17 protein-coding genes are annotated in these 17,489 nt (G+C 31.6%); 14 read left to right on the forward strand and 3 right to left on the reverse strand.

Annotated features, from left to right (window positions below; translation table 11 throughout):
- The 3 genes from AC2A1C_RS14570 to AC2A1C_RS14580 form a co-directional block, all read right to left on the reverse strand.
- Positions 1-1,704: hypothetical protein (locus AC2A1C_RS14570; RefSeq protein ID WP_484026605.1), on the reverse strand; the 1,704-nt coding region annotated here is incomplete at its 3' end.
- A 13-nt stretch (positions 1,705-1,717) separates the two neighbouring features.
- Positions 1,718-2,440 (reverse strand): chitosanase, encoded by a 723-nt coding sequence (locus AC2A1C_RS14575; RefSeq protein WP_484026606.1) that lies wholly within the window; start codon positions 2,438-2,440, stop codon positions 1,718-1,720.
- 176 nt (positions 2,441-2,616) lie between these two features.
- Positions 2,617-3,531, reverse strand: a complete 915-nt coding sequence (locus tag AC2A1C_RS14580; RefSeq protein ID WP_484026608.1) for a YEATS-associated helix-containing protein — start codon at positions 3,529-3,531, stop codon at positions 2,617-2,619.
- Positions 3,532-3,769: 238 nt separating this feature from the next.
- Here AC2A1C_RS14580 and AC2A1C_RS14585 point away from each other — a divergent pair, with 238 nt between their 5' ends.
- From AC2A1C_RS14585 to AC2A1C_RS14650, 14 genes are all read left to right on the forward strand, one after another.
- The gene (locus AC2A1C_RS14585) at positions 3,770-4,402 is read left to right on the forward strand and encodes a response regulator (protein ID WP_484026610.1); all 633 of its coding nucleotides are present in this window, start codon (positions 3,770-3,772) and stop codon (positions 4,400-4,402) included.
- A 4-nt stretch (positions 4,403-4,406) separates the two neighbouring features.
- Positions 4,407-5,168: a hypothetical protein gene (locus AC2A1C_RS14590; RefSeq protein WP_484026611.1), complete on the forward strand. Its 762-nt coding sequence runs from the start codon at positions 4,407-4,409 to the stop codon at positions 5,166-5,168.
- A gap of 3 nt (positions 5,169-5,171) precedes the next feature.
- Complete coding sequence (locus AC2A1C_RS14595; RefSeq protein WP_484026613.1) at positions 5,172-5,774, forward strand: hypothetical protein; 603 nt, start codon at positions 5,172-5,174, stop codon at positions 5,772-5,774.
- On the forward strand, positions 5,771-6,559 hold the full coding sequence (locus AC2A1C_RS14600; RefSeq protein WP_484026615.1) for a sensor histidine kinase: 789 nt from the start codon (positions 5,771-5,773) through the stop codon (positions 6,557-6,559). Before AC2A1C_RS14595 ends, AC2A1C_RS14600 begins: the two co-directional genes overlap by 4 nt.
- Positions 6,560-6,638: 79 nt before the next feature.
- On the forward strand, positions 6,639-7,658 hold the full coding sequence (gene mutY, locus AC2A1C_RS14605) for an A/G-specific adenine glycosylase (protein ID WP_484026616.1): 1,020 nt from the start codon (positions 6,639-6,641) through the stop codon (positions 7,656-7,658).
- Positions 7,659-8,099: 441 nt separating this feature from the next.
- A complete protein-coding gene (gldD, locus tag AC2A1C_RS14610) occupies positions 8,100-8,654 on the forward strand; it encodes a gliding motility lipoprotein GldD (RefSeq protein ID WP_484026617.1) in 555 nt (184 codons plus the stop codon).
- A gap of 35 nt (positions 8,655-8,689) precedes the next feature.
- Positions 8,690-9,610, forward strand: a complete 921-nt coding sequence (locus AC2A1C_RS14615; protein WP_484026618.1) for a PfkB family carbohydrate kinase — start codon at positions 8,690-8,692, stop codon at positions 9,608-9,610.
- Positions 9,611-9,660: 50 nt separating this feature from the next.
- Positions 9,661-11,490, forward strand: coding sequence for a peptidylprolyl isomerase (locus tag AC2A1C_RS14620; RefSeq protein WP_484026619.1), 1,830 nt, complete (start codon positions 9,661-9,663; stop codon positions 11,488-11,490).
- 65 nt (positions 11,491-11,555) lie between these two features.
- Complete coding sequence (locus tag AC2A1C_RS14625) at positions 11,556-12,923, forward strand: peptidylprolyl isomerase (RefSeq protein WP_484026620.1); 1,368 nt, start codon at positions 11,556-11,558, stop codon at positions 12,921-12,923.
- Positions 12,924-12,970: 47 nt separating this feature from the next.
- On the forward strand, positions 12,971-13,954 hold the full coding sequence (locus AC2A1C_RS14630) for an NAD(P)H-dependent flavin oxidoreductase (protein WP_484026622.1): 984 nt from the start codon (positions 12,971-12,973) through the stop codon (positions 13,952-13,954).
- A 96-nt stretch (positions 13,955-14,050) separates the two neighbouring features.
- A complete protein-coding gene (locus tag AC2A1C_RS14635) occupies positions 14,051-15,430 on the forward strand; it encodes a DUF1800 domain-containing protein (RefSeq protein ID WP_484026623.1) in 1,380 nt (459 codons plus the stop codon).
- Between the two features lie 39 nt (positions 15,431-15,469).
- Positions 15,470-16,657, forward strand: a complete 1,188-nt coding sequence (locus tag AC2A1C_RS14640; RefSeq protein ID WP_484026624.1) for a DUF1501 domain-containing protein — start codon at positions 15,470-15,472, stop codon at positions 16,655-16,657.
- 88 nt (positions 16,658-16,745) lie between these two features.
- On the forward strand, positions 16,746-17,162 hold the full coding sequence (locus AC2A1C_RS14645; protein WP_484026626.1) for a hypothetical protein: 417 nt from the start codon (positions 16,746-16,748) through the stop codon (positions 17,160-17,162).
- A gap of 12 nt (positions 17,163-17,174) precedes the next feature.
- Complete coding sequence (locus AC2A1C_RS14650; protein WP_484026628.1) at positions 17,175-17,489, forward strand: hypothetical protein; 315 nt, start codon at positions 17,175-17,177, stop codon at positions 17,487-17,489.

Genomic DNA, 17,489 nt, shown 5'->3' on the forward strand with positions numbered 1-17,489 from the left:
GTTTTTTGTATGTAAATCGTCATCTGTTAATGAATTATTTATTGTCATTCCTTCTGAATAATTGGACTTAAGTTCATTTACTAATCTGAATGATGGACCAGCCGTAAGAATTACTTTATTTCTTTTTCCCATAAGTATGCTTGCTCCGGGAAATATAGAATTGAAACTGAAATTTGTATTAAAGGAAGTTCCCAATGATAATCCAAATGCAAAGTCGCTAGAATTTCTGAAACTTGCATGTATAATTCCGGCAATTGTGGGATTGTATTTATTATTACTTATTTTTTCTATTTTGTTACTTGCATTCAGTATGTACTTATTATCTATTGTTCCAAAATCGAAAACAGTGCCTATACTAAAGTCAAATCTTACGCCTCCTTGCAAATATTCAAAGTACTTAAAGTTTTTAGTATTATCTATATGATAGTAGTCAGAAAGATTTCTTTTGCTTTTTATAGTAACATCAAACTCCAAATAGTCTTCTTCTCCTTGTATTGGTGCTGAAACATATTCATAAGTAGATTCTTTTCTTAACAATCTATCCAAAATTTCTACTTGATTGAGTTTTTTGGATAAATTTATTTTCTGTACTACATCATCAATATTTTTTACCGATTTCTGTAATCTTTCAATATCTTTTACGAGAACAGATTTTAAAAAGTCTTTATTTTTAAGCGCATCCAAATTTTGATAATTTAAAAAACGAATACATTCATTAAGCTCGTTAATTATTTTTTGATAATTAAGACGATATACTTTGAAAACACCATAGGCATAATCCATATTTTTTTTGCTTAAAAAGAATGTAGTTTCTATTGGGGAAGACGTTTCAAAATCGTTTGTTTCACTTTTTATGGTATTGTTTTTTTGATTTTCAATTATAGTTTTGTACATATCAAGAGTAATTTCAGGGCTTATTACTTTATCAATATAATTATTATAGTTTTGATTAATTTTAATAATTTCTCTCGCATTATCTACATACTTATAATATGCTTTATTAAGGGTTTCAATTCTTTTATTTAGGCTTTTTTTTATTACATTTTCATCATCAGATATTCTGATTAATTCTTGAATTTCACCATCTTTTTCTATCTTTTTTTGAAGTTCTTTTGTTAAATCTTCTTTTAAAGTAGCCAAAGATTTTTTTTCCTCATCATTTAAAACATCTTTTTTTTGATCTAGTTTTTCTATTTTTTCCTTTATAGAATCTATCTTTATTATGATTAATTCTCTTTGTTGAGACAAATTGTTTAGATTAGCAATTGTTTTAGATGTTTCAGGCTTATTTTTACTATTGTCTAATTCAAGAAGGGTCATATAGCTTTCTTCAAATACAAAATTTTCTTGTACTTTATAATAGTTGTTTTGCTGAATTTCATCTGCTATCTTTTTCGCTTCTTGTGCATCATTATTTAGATATGAAATTGCTTTATCATCACTTTTGATATTAATCTCATAAAAAAAAGGATTAATATTTTTGATTTTCAAACTTACAGGTTTTCCTCTTTTGGGTTTTACATTTGCGCTATCATAAGTTCCTGATGAAAAATTATACACTATAAGGTATTTTAGAGTATCTTTTTGTGATTTTTGAAGTCCTTTTTTATCTTTTGAATCCTTAATTTCTATTTCAGTATTTTTTTTCTGAGAATAGAAAACTGTAGATGTAATTAGTAATAAAAATAAAATTTTAGTTTTCATGGCTATTGGTTTTTTAAAATTCAACTCCTTGTGTTTTAAAAGGTTTCTGTAAATCCCAATTTTCATCTTGAATAAGATTTAGTAGAGCTTGCGTTCTGTATTTAGATGCCCGAACTACATCTTTAGAATGATTTTTCAGCCAATCATGTCTTACTTGTACATATTCGGAAATCCATGTTTTTTCTTTGCCTCCCATACTTGGTGGAAATTCAGGAAATCTTTGTCTCAGAAAAGCGAAGATTCCTCCGGAATGGATAAAGCTGTCATAGATAACCAATAAAGAAAGAGGCTGCGAAAACTTATACTGATTGAACCATGCTACTGCCGGTTGGAAGTAATAGTTATCGAAAAATGCATCTTGTGTATCTCTCATTATGTGATCATCAATAGCGGATTTCTTTAAAAGTTTTTTGAAATCCTCATTTTGCCAAAGAGAAATCGGGTTTCCATCTACAATTTTCCCTATTTTATCTACATATTGCTTAAAAGGTTCTGCGTACATACCTTTTGAGTTAATGTACATTTCGATTAATTTTTTCAGGTTTCCGAATTCGGTGGTTTGGGATTTTCCGTAGGTAATTTGTCTGTAATTGTTTCCTTTGTAGGTAAAGTCTGCATATACAACATAAGAATCATAAACACCGGATTTTTTTCCTGTTTCCCACACATTTAGTACTTGTATAATTTTCTCTGCAACGGATTCGGAGATGCTTTTAGGTAAGTTTTTAAATTTCATGGCTTTTTATTTTTAAGGTTATTATATAAATTGAGTTCAACAGCATTTTTTTTAAATAAGTTGTTTAAATAGTTTTTTTAGAATATAAGTACTATAAATAGATAATGATTTTAAAATTGTAACCTTTTGAAGGAAAGTCTTTTATGTCTTATCTATTTTCTTTCATCTATTTATAATTATCTTTCTCTAAAATCTTTAGGGAAATTAGTGAGTTCGGAAATGTCAAGTTCAAGTAAAGTATCTCCATAATCTGTGATTGCTCCTACTGTGAAAGCTCCGTAAGAAGGTACTTGGTAAGTGATTTCATTTTTTCCTTCTGCATCTAGTTTTACCAAAGATTTTGCGAACGAATCATGGAGAAAAAGATAGACATCACCTTTCAGAGGAGTAGCAGGATCATCCGATTTCACGGTAATGGATACATCTAAAAATCCCGGAATAAAATATTCTTTAAAATCTGCTAAAAGAGTTTTCCCATTATTAGAACTCTTTCCTCCGAATCTTCCTTTCTGCGGATCGTTCGGATGTGTAATAGGAGGTAATTCCGGCATTTTGAAAAAAGATTCAGTTGCAGAGTCTGTAAAAGATCTTGCTTTGATTTCGGATTGAGAAAATTGTTCCTTTTCGCTGATTTCGTAATTTCTTGTTTTCTTTTCTTCTTCTTTTTTGGATTTGATTACTTTGGCTCTAAGGTCTTTGTTTTCGGTTTTTACCGTTTGGTTTTCATTTTGTGTTTTTTCTATTTCTGCCTGAGTAAGCATTCTATTGATAAGCATATCAATGAATCGCATTCCGGCTGCAGCAGCTAAGAGACAATACGATATCCACAATAGATAATCCGTAGCATTGTCCTTTTTGCATGAATAATTACATAGATAGATGACTTCAAGCAATTTGCTGTCTGCCAGTTTCAGAAAGAAAGGAACGATTAGCGTTGCCGCAATTCCAAGTAATATGCATACTAGAATATTTCTTACTCTTATGGTTTCGGATTCTGAAATGATTTTTTTGTTAGAATCGGAAAAATAATTTACAGTTCCACCTAAGATACCGGTAGAAAACATGATGAGAAGGAGGTGATAAAAATACATGGCTATTAGTTTTTAAGTTATAAAGCAAATTTCCTCTGAAAAACTAAATCCGTCAATCACCCATTTGTGTAATATTTTGTAAAATCAGATTTTTATTTTATAAAATATAAATCATATTATTTTTTTTAATTAATTTTATTAATGGTTTAGGAAACATGAAAATTTGCAAATCACACAAAAGGGTGATTGATTTTTTGCATTTTCTTTAAAATCTTTGTAACAGCAAAAGCACATAACCATGTCTATAAAAGTTGCCATAGTAGAAGATGATGTTCATTACAATAATGCACTGAAAAAAGTAATTGATTTTCAAGAAGACATGGTAACTTCTGCACAATATTTTTGTGGAAAAGATGCGCTTGAAAATCTTCAAAAATCGGAATCTGATGTGGTGATTATGGATATTCAGCTGCAAGATATGTTGGGAATAGAAGTCGTTAAAAAATTGAAAATTCAAATGCCGGAAACTCATTTTATGATGTGTACAAATTTCGAAGATGATGAGAAAATTTTCAATTCCCTGAAAGCAGGAGCTTCCGGATATTTGATAAAAGGCGAAAGCATGGACAAAATCCTACATTCTATTCGTGAAGTGTATAACGGAGGTGCACCAATGAGTTTCAGTATTGCGAAAAGAGTACTTCAACATTTCCATGAAACGTATGAAGTCCATCCAGAATTAGGAGAGCTTACTAAAAAAGAAAAAGAAATTTTGGAAAATCTTTCAAAGGGTTTTCTCTACAAAGAAATTGCGGATAAACTATTCATCAGTTTGGATACTGTGAAAAAGCACATCAGCAACATTTACAGAAAATTGCATGTAAGCAATAAAGTAGAAGCAATAAATATGTTTAACCTAAATAAAAATTAAAACTATGAGTATTAAAACACCAACAAATTGGACAATTGATGAGGATAAATTTCAGCAGCTTTATGAAATTTGTATATCAAGAATGGCAAATTTAAAAACTATGGGTGGACCCATCACAGGATCTCAATTGTCAGAAATGAAAAAGCTATCGAAAGACATAAAAGATAGTCTTGCTTCAAAAAATATAAAGTTAAGAGATCATTATACAATTAATAAAGATTGTATTGATGAGATATTGAAAAGTAATGCAAGTATTGTTACATTTAGTCTGATACAGCTTGATGATCTTTCATCATTTTCCGATGATGAGAAAAAATTGATGTCGGAAATCGAAAAAAATGAATTTCAATTTGCTATCAATTTTGATAATGATACAAAATATTATATAGTTACGAATGTGGATCAACCAATAGAAGTTACTAAGAATATTAGTAATTATTTTAGGCTTTTTAAAAATAATATTAAACCTTCTATGAATATTGATATTTCCACAAAAACTAAAGGCATAAAAACAGAAAATACAGATAAAATATTTGTTCCTTTGGAAGATTTTAAAAAATATGAATCAGGTGAAAAAATATACATACATACTGCTTTAAGTGATATTAATTTTAGTTATATTTTCCATTCGATTACTCATTTATTTAATTTTACAATTGCTTTGTCGGATTCTGACGAAATAATTAAAACAGGTGCTATGGTTGCCAACGATGTATATCATACTTGTCGACCATATTGCGGAGGTTCTGGAGGAGGTATGATATAAGAAATGCAAAAAATAGATATTATATATTTAATTCTTATTACACTTTGTGCAATATTCTCTCTTGCTAGAGAAAAGGCAAGAAAAGAGAAATTATGGATGTATTTTATCGCTGTTTTTCTGGCAGAATTTTATTCTTTCTTTGTTGAAGAAAAGCTTTCTATACAAATTTATAAATATGCACAATTATTATACAATATTTCTTTTGTATATTATTTTTGTTACAAAAAAAAGCAATATAACATAAGCTTCGGAATCTTAGTTTTTTTTTCGGTTTTAGTTTTTATTTATGATGTTTTTTTTTCAAAGAAATATTTTGATACAATTCCATGTCTATTTGTTATATTTCTATATTTATATTTATCTCTTAATTTTTTCTTTAATGAAATAAAAACACCTGATTTAATCGATATATATAAGAAGCAAAGATTTTGGATAAGTTCGGGGATGGCTCTTTGGAGTACTATGTTTGCGTTTGTAATTTTACCGGCTTATTTTTTCAGTAATATTGATTTTGCTTTTATGGATATTATCAATACTATTTTTCACTATGTTACCGTATTTAGTTATTTCATATTTTTGATAGGATTGAATTGTAAATATAAATGAAGCAACTTCCCTACGAAATAAAACTCACTTACATCATCGCAATTATTGTGATGATGTTTTTCGTAGGATTTATCATTTTTGTGGTACTGATATATAACAGAAAGCAACTTCTTTTTATCAAAGAAAAACAGCTCAAAGAAGTGGAGTACCAAAACGAAATCCTCCAAAAAGAACTCGAAAAACAGAAGCTTTTGGAAGAAGAAAGACAACGTATTTCTGCGGATATGCATGACGAATTGGGAGCCGGAATTTCTGCACTGAAACTTCACGCAGAATTTATGAAGCAAAAAATTGATGGAGAAAATAATCTGAATGACGACATCAATGATATTTTGAATACTTCCGAAGAAATGAATCTTGCAATGCGCGAAATGCTTTGGAATCTCAATACGGATAATGATAATATGTATAGTTTGGTTCAGTATATTTCTTTGTATGCGGAGAATTTTTTTAGAAAAACAGCTATTGTTTTGAAGATCGAAAACAATATTTCGGAAAACCACTCAGTGACTGCGGAAATAAGAAGAAATCTTTTTTTGTGCATCAAGGAAATTTTGAATAATATAGTAAAACACAGCAAAGCTTCGGAAACTGTTATTTTGTTTAATTTCAATGAGAATACTATTCATATTGAAATACAGGACAACGGAATCGGAATGACTCAGGAAAAAAAATCAGGAAACGGACTTCAGAACATGAAACGGAGAATGTCCAAAATAAATGGAACAGTTTTCATCAAAAATTTAGAAAAAGGAACTGAAATTCAATTGATTGCTTCGGTTTGATTTTCAAAAGAAATAATCTTTTCCATAGTTTATGGTTTTTATTTTCAGAACTGTTATTTTCGCAGTTTAATTTTCAATTTTGACAGATACGGAACTTTTTTATATTGGCGAAAAACTTTTGAAATGGTACAAAAATCATGGAAGAGATTTGCCTTTTCGGAAAACAAAAGATCCGTATAAAATCTGGATTTGCGAAATTGTTTTCCAACAAACAAGAATTCAACAAGGAATTCAGCATTACAATAATTTTGTGAAACGATTTCCTGGTGTACAATCTTTGTACGAAGCGGAAAATGACGAAGTTTTACTCTATTGGAAAGGTCTCGGATATTATTCCCGTGCTTTGAATTTGCATAAAGCCAGTCACCAGATAATGGAAGATTTTGGCGGAAAATTTCCTGAAAAATATGAAGATATCCTGAAACTGAAAGGAATCGGAAAATACACAGCTGCTGCTATTTCCAGTATTTGTTTTGGTGGAAAAACTCCTGCTGTTGATGGCAATTTTTACAGGGTTTTGTCCAGATTTTTTGAGGATGATTTTGATATTTCCAAACCTTCGGCTTTCAATTATTTTACCGAATTGGCGTTAAAAATAATGCCCGAAAATAGAGCGGGAGATTTCAATCAGGCAATGATGGATTTGGGTTCTGAAATTTGTAAACCCAAAAATCCTGATTGTGGAAATTGCCCTTTGAATGCCGATTGTCTGGCTTTTAATCTTGGAAAAACAAACCAGTTCCCCATAAAATTGAAAAAGACAAAATCAGAAGATTTATTTCTGAAATATTACTTTGTTCAATACATGAATAGCTTTCTGATTCGGCAGCGTGGAGATGATTTTATCTGGAAAAAATTGTATGAATTCCCAACTGAAATTCCAATGAATTTTGAAGAATTTATTACAAATTCCAAAACAGTACATCATAAACTTTCCCATAAAAATCTGACAATTCAGATTGATAAAATAGAAGTTAATTCTAAAAACGAATTTGAAAAACTGGCAAAAGAAAGCAATTTCATTATCATTAATTTTGAAGAATCTCATCAGAAATCCTTTCCGAAACCGTTAGAGAAATACTTAACTATGATGGTTTAATTAAAAAATTGGGTATTGTTAATTTAGTATAGATCATCTGCTTTTTGAGGAAACTTTGTCAAAGTTCAAATCTTTGACAAAGTTGATTTTTGATGTTTTACAATATTTTAAATTTATAAAATGCCCCCGAAACTATATTAAATGAACAATACCAAAAATTGATTTAGAAGTAGTTTTCTTAATTAAAATAAATTTGTTTATTTTTCAATATATGCAAGTAATTGAAAATTAAATATTTGCGGAATTTGCGTTTTTTCATTTTTCGTATACTTACATCGAACTCACGTTAATTGAGAAAATGATAAATCCATTTTGGTTGAAGAAATTAAATCTTCATTTCTTAATGGTTAAAAAAATTTGAAGTAGCTTTTTAAAAAATCTTGAAGAAAAACTTCTATCTTCTGGCTTCCATCTTCCAACAAAAAAAAGTATTTTTGCCGAATGTTTAAAAACCTAATATTCATTTTATTATCCTTGGCTTTGGTTTCTTGTGGAAAAGATCCGATTCCGAAACCTTATGGCGAACTTCGGCTGGAATATCCGGCTCCGAAATATCAAAAATTTGATTTGCCATGTCCGTATACTTTTGAATATTCAGACTTTTCAAGAGTAGATAATGGAAAAAAAACGTGCTGGTATTACATCAATTATCCAAAAATGAAAGCAAAGGTTTTTATCACTTATTACCCGATTCAGAATGATTTTATGCTTCATGTAAAAGAGGCCGAAAAGCTGGTTTATGAGCATACAATTAAAGCATCTTCTATCGAAACAAAATCATTCAGTTATCCTGAAAAAAAAGTTTTCGGAAATTTTTATGAATTGAAAGGTCAAAGTGCTTCAAATATTCAGTTTTATGCAACGGATAGTACAAAACATTTTGTTACGGCAAACTTGTATTTCAATACACGCCCGAAACCGGATTCTTTAGCTCCTGCTGTCAATTATATCAAAAAAGATATTCTTCACATGATTGATACTTTTGAATGGAAATAAAATAAACTTAAATTATAAACTTTGAATTTTAAAATATGAAATTATTAGTAGTTGGATCTATGGCGTTTGATGCTATCGAAACTCCTTTTGGCAAAACAGATAAAATTTTAGGAGGAGCAGCCACATATATTGGTTTGGCTTCTTCAATTATGAAAACGGATGTGAGCCTTGTTTCGGTTGTAGGCGGAGATTTTCCTCAGGAATATTTTGATATGCTTACATCGCGAAATGTGAATGTAGATGGAGTAGAGGTGATAAAAGACGGAAAAAGTTTTTTCTGGAGCGGAAAATATCATAACGATCTGAATTCAAGAGATACTTTGGTAACGGAAGTAAACGTTCTTGCAGACTTTGATCCGAAAGTTCCGGAACATGCTCATGATGCAGACGTTTTACTTTTGGGGAATCTGGATCCGGCTGTTCAGTTATCGGTTTTGGATAAAATGAAAAAACGTCCGAAATTGGTGATTCTCGATACTATGAACTTCTGGATGGATATTGCTTGGGACAATCTAATGAAAATGATTGAAAAAACGGATGTAATCACCATTAATGATGAAGAAGCACGCCAGCTTTCCGGAGAATATTCTTTGGTAAAAGCAGCGAAAAAAATCCATACTCTTGGACCAAAATATGTAATCATCAAAAAAGGAGAACACGGTGCTTTACTTTTCCATGATGGCAAAATTTTTGCAATTCCTGCACTTCCGCTGGAAGAAGTTTTTGATCCTACCGGAGCTGGAGATACTTTTGCAGGAGGTTTTGCAGCATATCTTACCAAAAAAGAAGATTTTGGTTTTGATACCATGAAGTCGGCACTTATTGTTGGTTCTGCATTAGCTTCATTCACGGTAGAAAAATTTGGAACGGAAAGACTTCAGGAGGTAACTTCACAAGATATTAACGGGAGAATTGCGCAATTTAAGGAACTTACTACATTTGAAGTGGAAGTTTAATTTTTAACTTAACCTTGATTCTGTAATCTCTATTTTAATTTTATAACAAAATGAAAAAAATATCGGCATTTTTTGCATTCATATTTTTGGCTGCCACATTATCTGCTCAATATATGATTATTGGTCAAGATACTCTTTCTTTGGCAGATTTCAAGAAGGAATATTTATATGGCCTTCAGAATAATGGTGTAGAAAAGACAATTAAAACAACCCAGGATTTTATTCTTATTCAGCAGTTTGCAAAATCTAAACAAGTAGATACCACTGCTGCTTTTCGTGAAAATCTTTGGCAAAGAGAAGCAGAATTGCGTAAAGAATTCTTTTTTCCGAAAGAGGTTTCCGAACCTATTCTTCAGGATTTTGTGAGTTCCAGTAAAATGGAAAAGCAGCTCCAGATGTTTATGGTGCAGAAATCGGAAGGCGATATCAATGATTACCAAAAAATCTACGATGAGGTAAAATCCGGAAAAATGACCATGGAAGATGCTATTGCAAAATATACAAAAGGTAAAGCAACAACCATGTATGTGAAACCGGGAGCTATAGACAATACTCTTTTTAATGATATCAAAAATCTTCCGAATGGTTCTTATTCCAAACTGATTAATAATTCAAACTATGCTGCCTTTGCAAAAGTAGTAGGTTCCAGACCAAGTTTGGGATATGTCATTTTCGGAGCTATTTCTTATCCTAATGATTCAAAAGCGGAAGAAATTAAAAACAAAATTTATAGCGAATTGAAATCCGGCAAAAGTTTTGAAGAAGTAGCTAAAAATAATGGTTCTAACGATCATGAAAAGAATAATGGCGGTGTTATAATGGGATCTCCAACTTTACCGGACGAAGTGTATAATGTATTGAAAGATCAGAAAAAAGGATTTTATTCTCAACCAATATTGATGAATGGGAAATATTTCGTTTTCTATATTTATCAGGTATATCCGTATGTTTTGGATGATAAGAATCGGGATTTTTTCTTTAAGGAAATGCAGAATACGCTATATTCTGAGATTTTGGAAGACAAATTACTGGAATATGTAAAAAAGCAACCGGGATTTAAAGAATTTCCACTTACCAAAACTTTAGAAAAATCCTATTCGGTATTTTCAACTTATCCGAAAGACGGAGATATTTTATACCAATATAATGGTTTTAAAACTACAGTCGGAGACCTGAAAAAAATAATTTCTGAGCATAAAGATGAAGCGGCTAAACTATCACCTTCACAATGGAGCGAGGCTTTTTCCAATCTTGAAGACCAAAATATTCTGAAAGCATATAGTGATGATTTTCCAAACCAGAAGGAAATAAAGAAACAATTGAACGAGACCAAAAAGGTTATATATTCTGACTATGTTTTTTCAAAATACTTGAGAGAGCAAATGGAGAAACATCCGGAATGGATTACGGAATATTATAATAAAAATAAGTCAAAATACATTTGGGAAAAACGTGCAAAAGGAAGAGTAGCAATTATTGCAGATCCTAATCTGGTAGACGAAATTAAAAAGCAGATTAAAGATACAAAAGGTTGGGAAGCATTGAAAGCAAAATATTATGGAAAATTGAATGCACAAAATCAAATACTTGTACATTTTGAAGATGGCGAAATGTCCGAAAATGCAGATGTTTTCAATAAATATAAAGTTCCGTTCAATAAAGGTGTCTACAATACAAAAATGGAGAAAAGGGATCTTGTTATTGCTATTGATGATATTCTTCAACCTACTCAGATGACAGAAGATGAGGCTAAAGATTTGGTAAAAGATGCCGTTACTGATGAAAAACTGAATGAAATTATTGCCCAGCAAAGAGCAAAAACCAATATTGTTGTTCAACCTGAATTTCTCAGGGATTTAGAACAAAATTTTAAGAAATAATTATAATTTTAAATACAGCAAAATCAGCCAATAATTATAATTTTGCAAATCATTAAAAATCAAGTATGAATACAAAAATGAAGTTCGCCTTATTTTTTACACTAATGCTTAGCGTATTTAGTTGCAAAATAATGGCGCAATTGAAGCCGGGACAGCTTGTAGACGGAATTGCGGCAGTAGTAGGTGATGAGATTGTTTTGGAGTCGGATATTGAAGATCAGGCAAATTATGCAAAACAACAGGGAGCAAATGTTGCAGATAGATGCGAATTCATGGGAAGTATCATCAACAATAAAGTTTTGATCTACGAAGCAAAAAGAGATACTTTGATTGAAAACCGTTCTGCGGCAATTAAAGAGAATGCAAATGCAAAATACGATCAGATTTTAGGTCAGTTTCCGGATGAAAAAACCATGTTGGCAACATACAAGTTTCGTAATGCTTTTGAAATGAAAAATGCCATCGAAAAAATTGATACCGATAATTATTACGGACAGGCAAAATTTCAGAGAATTACAGATAAAGCGGATGTTACTCCGAATGAAGTTACCGATTTTTTTAATACCTATCAATATCAACTTCCAAGAGTAAATGATGAGGTTACAATTGCTGAAATCAGTATATATCCTAAACTTACGGATGCTCATAAACAAGAGATTATCGACAAGCTGAAAAAAATAAAGCAAGATATTCAAAACGGAGAGAGTTTTGAAGATTTGGCAAGAATATATTCCGAAGATCCGGGATCAGCATCTAAAGGTGGTTTGTATACCAATATTTCTAAAGGAAAAATGGTGAAACCTTTCGAAGCGGCGGCACTTAATTTACAGGAAAATGAGCTTTCAGAACCTGTAGCTTCCGAGTTTGGATATCACCTTATACAGCTTATCAAGAAAAATGGAAAATATTATGATGCACGTCACATTCTTTTGAAAGCTGAGCCAAATGCAGAAGAAATAGCTTCTGCCAAGAAAGAATTGGATAGTATCAAAACCTTGATTAAAGACGGTAAAATCAGTTTTAAAGAAGCAGCTTTTCGTTTTTCGGATGATAAGAAAACAAAATTCAATGCAGGAGTTTTAACTTCCAGTCAGGACGGTTCGGATAAAATTGAAAAATCGGCTCTTCCTTCAATCATTTCATATCAGATTGCAGGTTTAAATAAAAAAGATATTACCGATGTTTTTGAAGATGAGCTCAATCAGAGAAAAGTAGTTTCAATCGTGCAGATAGAAGATATTATTCCTGAACATCAGCTTTCATTGCAAACGGATTATGATAGAATCAAAGAAATGGCGCTGAATAAAAAGAAAAATGAAATGGTAGAAAAATGGGCAAAAGAAAGGATTCCGAATATTTTCATTTCTATTGCAGATCGTTATAATAGCTGTACATTCAAAGAAAATTGGAACAAGGCACAAGTTTCAAATTAATATAGAAAAATCTCCAAAAATATTTGGAGATTTTTTATTTTTGAGACATGAGTAATTTTATACATTTTGGTATTGCGGAAAGCATGTACAATGAAAAAAGAAACAGGATTTCTACACTTTTTGAAATACAATATCCTATTATTCAGGCAGGGATGATTTGGCATTCCGGTTGGAGATTGGCTTCTGCTGTTTCCAACTGTGGAGGTTTAGGATTGTTGGGAGCGGGAAGTATGTATCCGGATATTTTAAGAGAAAATATCCAGAAATGTAAACAGGCTACTTCAAAACCATTTGGCGTGAATGTCCCAATGTTGTATCCTAATCTGGAAGAAATCATCAATATCATTATTGAAGAAGGAGTGAAAATTGTTTTTACTTCGGCAGGAAATCCAAAAACCTACACAGAAATTTTACAAAAAGAAGGGATAAAAGTAGCTCATGTAGTTTCATCTACAAAATTTGCAATGAAATGCGAAGATGCAGGTGTAGACGCAATTGTAGCAGAAGGTTTTGAAGCAGGCGGACACAATGGAAGAGACGAAACCACAACATTTTGCCTGATTCCGAATGTAAAAAAGCATATTTCCAAACCTTTGATTGCAGCTGGTGGAATTGCTTTAGGCTCTCAAATGAAAGCAGCTATGATTTTAGGAGCAGACGGAGTTCAGATTGGTTCCCGTTTTGCAGCAACGGTAGAAGCGAGTTCTCATCAAAATTTTAAAAATAAAATTATTGAACTTCAGGAAGGTGATACTCAGCTTACATTGAAGGAATTGGCACCGGTTCGCTTAATAAAAAATAAATTTTTTCACGATTTGGAAAATCTTTATGAAAAGGGTAGGAATGTGGAAGCATTGAAAGAAACTCTCGGAAGAGCAAGAGCAAAACGGGGAATGTTCGAAGGCGATTTGGAAGAAGGTGAATTAGAAATAGGGCAGGTTTCCGCATTGATTGACGAAATACTTCCTGCTGAAACGGTTTTCAAAAATATTCTGAAAGAATTTGAAAATACACCAATCCCAGAATTATAAGCTATCATCCTAACTATACCAAGCTGGTCTCATAAAGACCGGCTTTTTTTATGGTTTTTAACTTTAATGCTTTGCCGGCATCAAAAGAAGAAAACTATGGCAATTTCTTCCTTTCTAAAAAATAAACATTTACTTTTTCGGGCTGGTTTTGGACCGCAATTATTACAGGTCAAAGATCTGAAAACAAAAAATCCGGAAAACTTCTGGAATGAGATTTCAAAAGAAAAAAAGTTTAGAAAAATAACTTTTGATACTCCTTCGGTTGATATTGATTATCAATCTCTTTCTAAAATGGATGAGGTTTCGAAAAAACAAATCGCTCAGAAAAACCGTTTTCAAAATCTGGAGCTCAATCTTAATTTCCTTAATGAGATGATAACTTCTGAAGATCAGCTTCGGGAAAAAATGGCGTTTTTCTGGCACGGACATTTTGCGACAAGAGCTCTGAATTCTACTTTTAATGAAAAGATTCTCAATTCCATTCGTGAAAATGCACTGGGAAATTTCAAAGACTTGCTTTTTGCAGTTTCCAAATCTCCGGCAATGCTTCAGTTTTTGAACAATCAACAAAATAAAAAAGACCATCCCAACGAAAATTTTGCAAGAGAAGTGATGGAGCTTTTTACTATGGGAAGAGGAAATTATACAGAAGCTGATATTAAGGAAGCGGCAAGAGCATTTACAGGTTGGAGTTTTCTGAAAGATGGAAGTTTTTTGGAGAGACCAAGACAACATGATTTTGGAAGTAAAACATTTTTAGGGAAAACAGGGAATTTTGATGGCGACGATATTCTTGCCATTATTTTGGAACAAAAGGCAACTGCAAAATTTATAGCCACTAAAATTTACAAATTCTTTGTCAATGAAAAAGCAGAACCGGAGATCATTGAAAAATTAAGCAATGAGTTTTATGAATCAGGATATGATATAAAAAAGCTGATGTCAAACATTTTTACTTCGGATTGGTTTTATGATGAAAAAAATATCGGAACAAGAATAAAATCACCAATTGAGCTAATGGTGGGAATTATGAGGATTCTTCCAATGAAAATTGAGAGCAGCCAGAATCTTATCATTTATCAGAAACTTCTTGGGCAAATGTTGCTTTATCCTCCGAATGTTGCAGGATGGCCTTCCGGAAAAGCATGGATTGATAGCTCTACACTTTTGCTGAGAATGCAAATTCCACAGATTTGGTCGGGATTACGGCCACTGGAAGTACAGCCAAAAGATGACGACGATATTGATATGGGAATGAAAAATAACGACAGCAAAGCATCTCGGATTTTAAAAAATCCTAACATTACGGTGGATTGGAATTCGGTGGAAAAATACATTGCCAATGAAGAAGTGTCGGATATTTTATTGCAGAGAAAATCATCATTGAATATGGAAGCCGTGAAAAATTTTTCCGATAACTCCTTGAGAAGGAATATTATTGATATCATGAGTACTCCGGAATATCAGCTTTGTTGATGAATATACATCATAGTCTAAAATTTAAAAATTAATAAAATGATAATCAAAAGACGCGAATTTCTAAAAATAAGTTCTCTTGCTACCGCTTCATTTATACTGCCCAATTTTTTAAAAGCAATGACCATTCCGGAAGCATTAGACAAAGAAAACAAAATTCTTGTCGTTTTGCAATTGAGTGGTGGAAATGATGGATTGAATACCATTATTCCTATCAGGAATGATATTTATTTCAGGGAACGAAATTCAATCTCAATAAAAAATTCCTTGAAATTGGATGATAATTCAGGAATCAATCCTGCACTTGAATATTTTAAGAAATTGTATGACGATGGAGAATTGGCCATCATGAACAATGTCGGCTATCCGAATCCCGACAAATCGCATTTCAGAAGTATGGATATTTGGCATAGTGCAAGCAAAAGTGATGAATATCTGGAAACAGGATGGATAGGACGTTACCTGGATGAAGAATGCTATAAATGTGAACATCCAACCCAAGCGTTGGAAGTGGATGATATGCTGAGTTTGGCTTTGAAGGGCGATCATAATAAAGCGTTCGCTTTTAAAGATCCGAAAAGGCTTTACCAAACAAGTGAGGAAAAATATTTTAAATCTTTATACGATACTCACAATCACGACCATGAAACAGTGGAGTATCTTTATCAAACTTTAGGCTCTACGATTAATAATGCAGGGTATATTTTTGAAAAAAGTAAAGCAAAGCAATCCGGCCAGATATATCCCGATTCTCAATTAGGAAAAGATCTAAAAACGGTTTCTTCTCTTATCAAATCGGATATTAATACGAGAGTTTATTATTTGGAAATCGGAAGTTTTGATACTCATACTAATCAAAATGAAAGGCAGTCTAAACTTTTCAGAGAGATCAATGATGCTGTAAAGGCTTTCATTACGGATCTGAAAAAAGAGAAATTATTTGATAAAGTATTGTTAATGACATTTTCAGAATTTGGTAGGAGAGTAGCACAAAATGCAAGCAATGGAACGGATCACGGTACAGCCAATCAAATGTTTTTCATCTCAGGAAATTTGAAAAAGAAAGGTCACCTGAATTCTCTTCCCGATTTACAAAACCTGAATGATGGTGATTTGATCTATTCCGAAGATTTCAGAAAAATTTATGCAACAGTCTTAAAAAATTGGCTTGGAGCGGATTCTTCTAAAATTTTGGGTTGGAAAAATGGTATTTATGATTTTATATGAAATAATGTAAGGAATTTTCTATATTTTATTAATGCGAATAGTGCAAAAAACGTAATTTTATGAGAAGATTTATTTCAATGTATTGATTATGAAAAAATATTTTCTTTTTCTGTTTTTTACAGTTCTCGTTTCATGTACAGTTATTACTAGGCAAAATGAACAAAATATCACATTGTTGCAGACGATTATTCAGGACACAAATTCTATGTATAATCAGATGCTTTATGATATCCACGACAATACATGGGAGAAGAATAAAAAGTCGTATGAAGAAATAAAAACCAATATGGATAAACTTTATACGATGAATAAATTTATTCCTAAAAATACAGAATTTGTAAAGTCAATAGAAATTGTAAATAAAACCATTGATGAATATATTTCCTATCATCGCCAGAATAAAAACCTGAGTGATGCAGAAATTCTCCTAAATAAAAAATACCTTTCCGATAAGCTCTCGGAGCTCTATTCAATTGAACTTGAAAAACCGAAATCAAAACAATAAAAAACTAACCAGATGGAATTTGATATAAAAAAACTTTTAGGAGATATATTTAATCTTTTCAAAAGCGAAGGAATTAGCCTTTTGAAAAAATACAAAGACGAGATTGAACTTTATATGACAAGCAAAATGGAACGCATAAGTTTGCTATACAGCCTTAAAAATCAATTGGATCAAGATTTTTTTCAAAAAAAACTGAACGAAGAAAAAGATTTTGACGAATTGTTTAAAAACAAGATAAAAGTAATAGCCAAATCAAGATTTACCAACGTGATGGATGGGATTTCTGATATTTTTGGACGTTTTGTGGATGGAGTTGTTACTTTATAA

This window comes from Chryseobacterium sp. HNCC26DJ241, assembly GCF_057180505.1.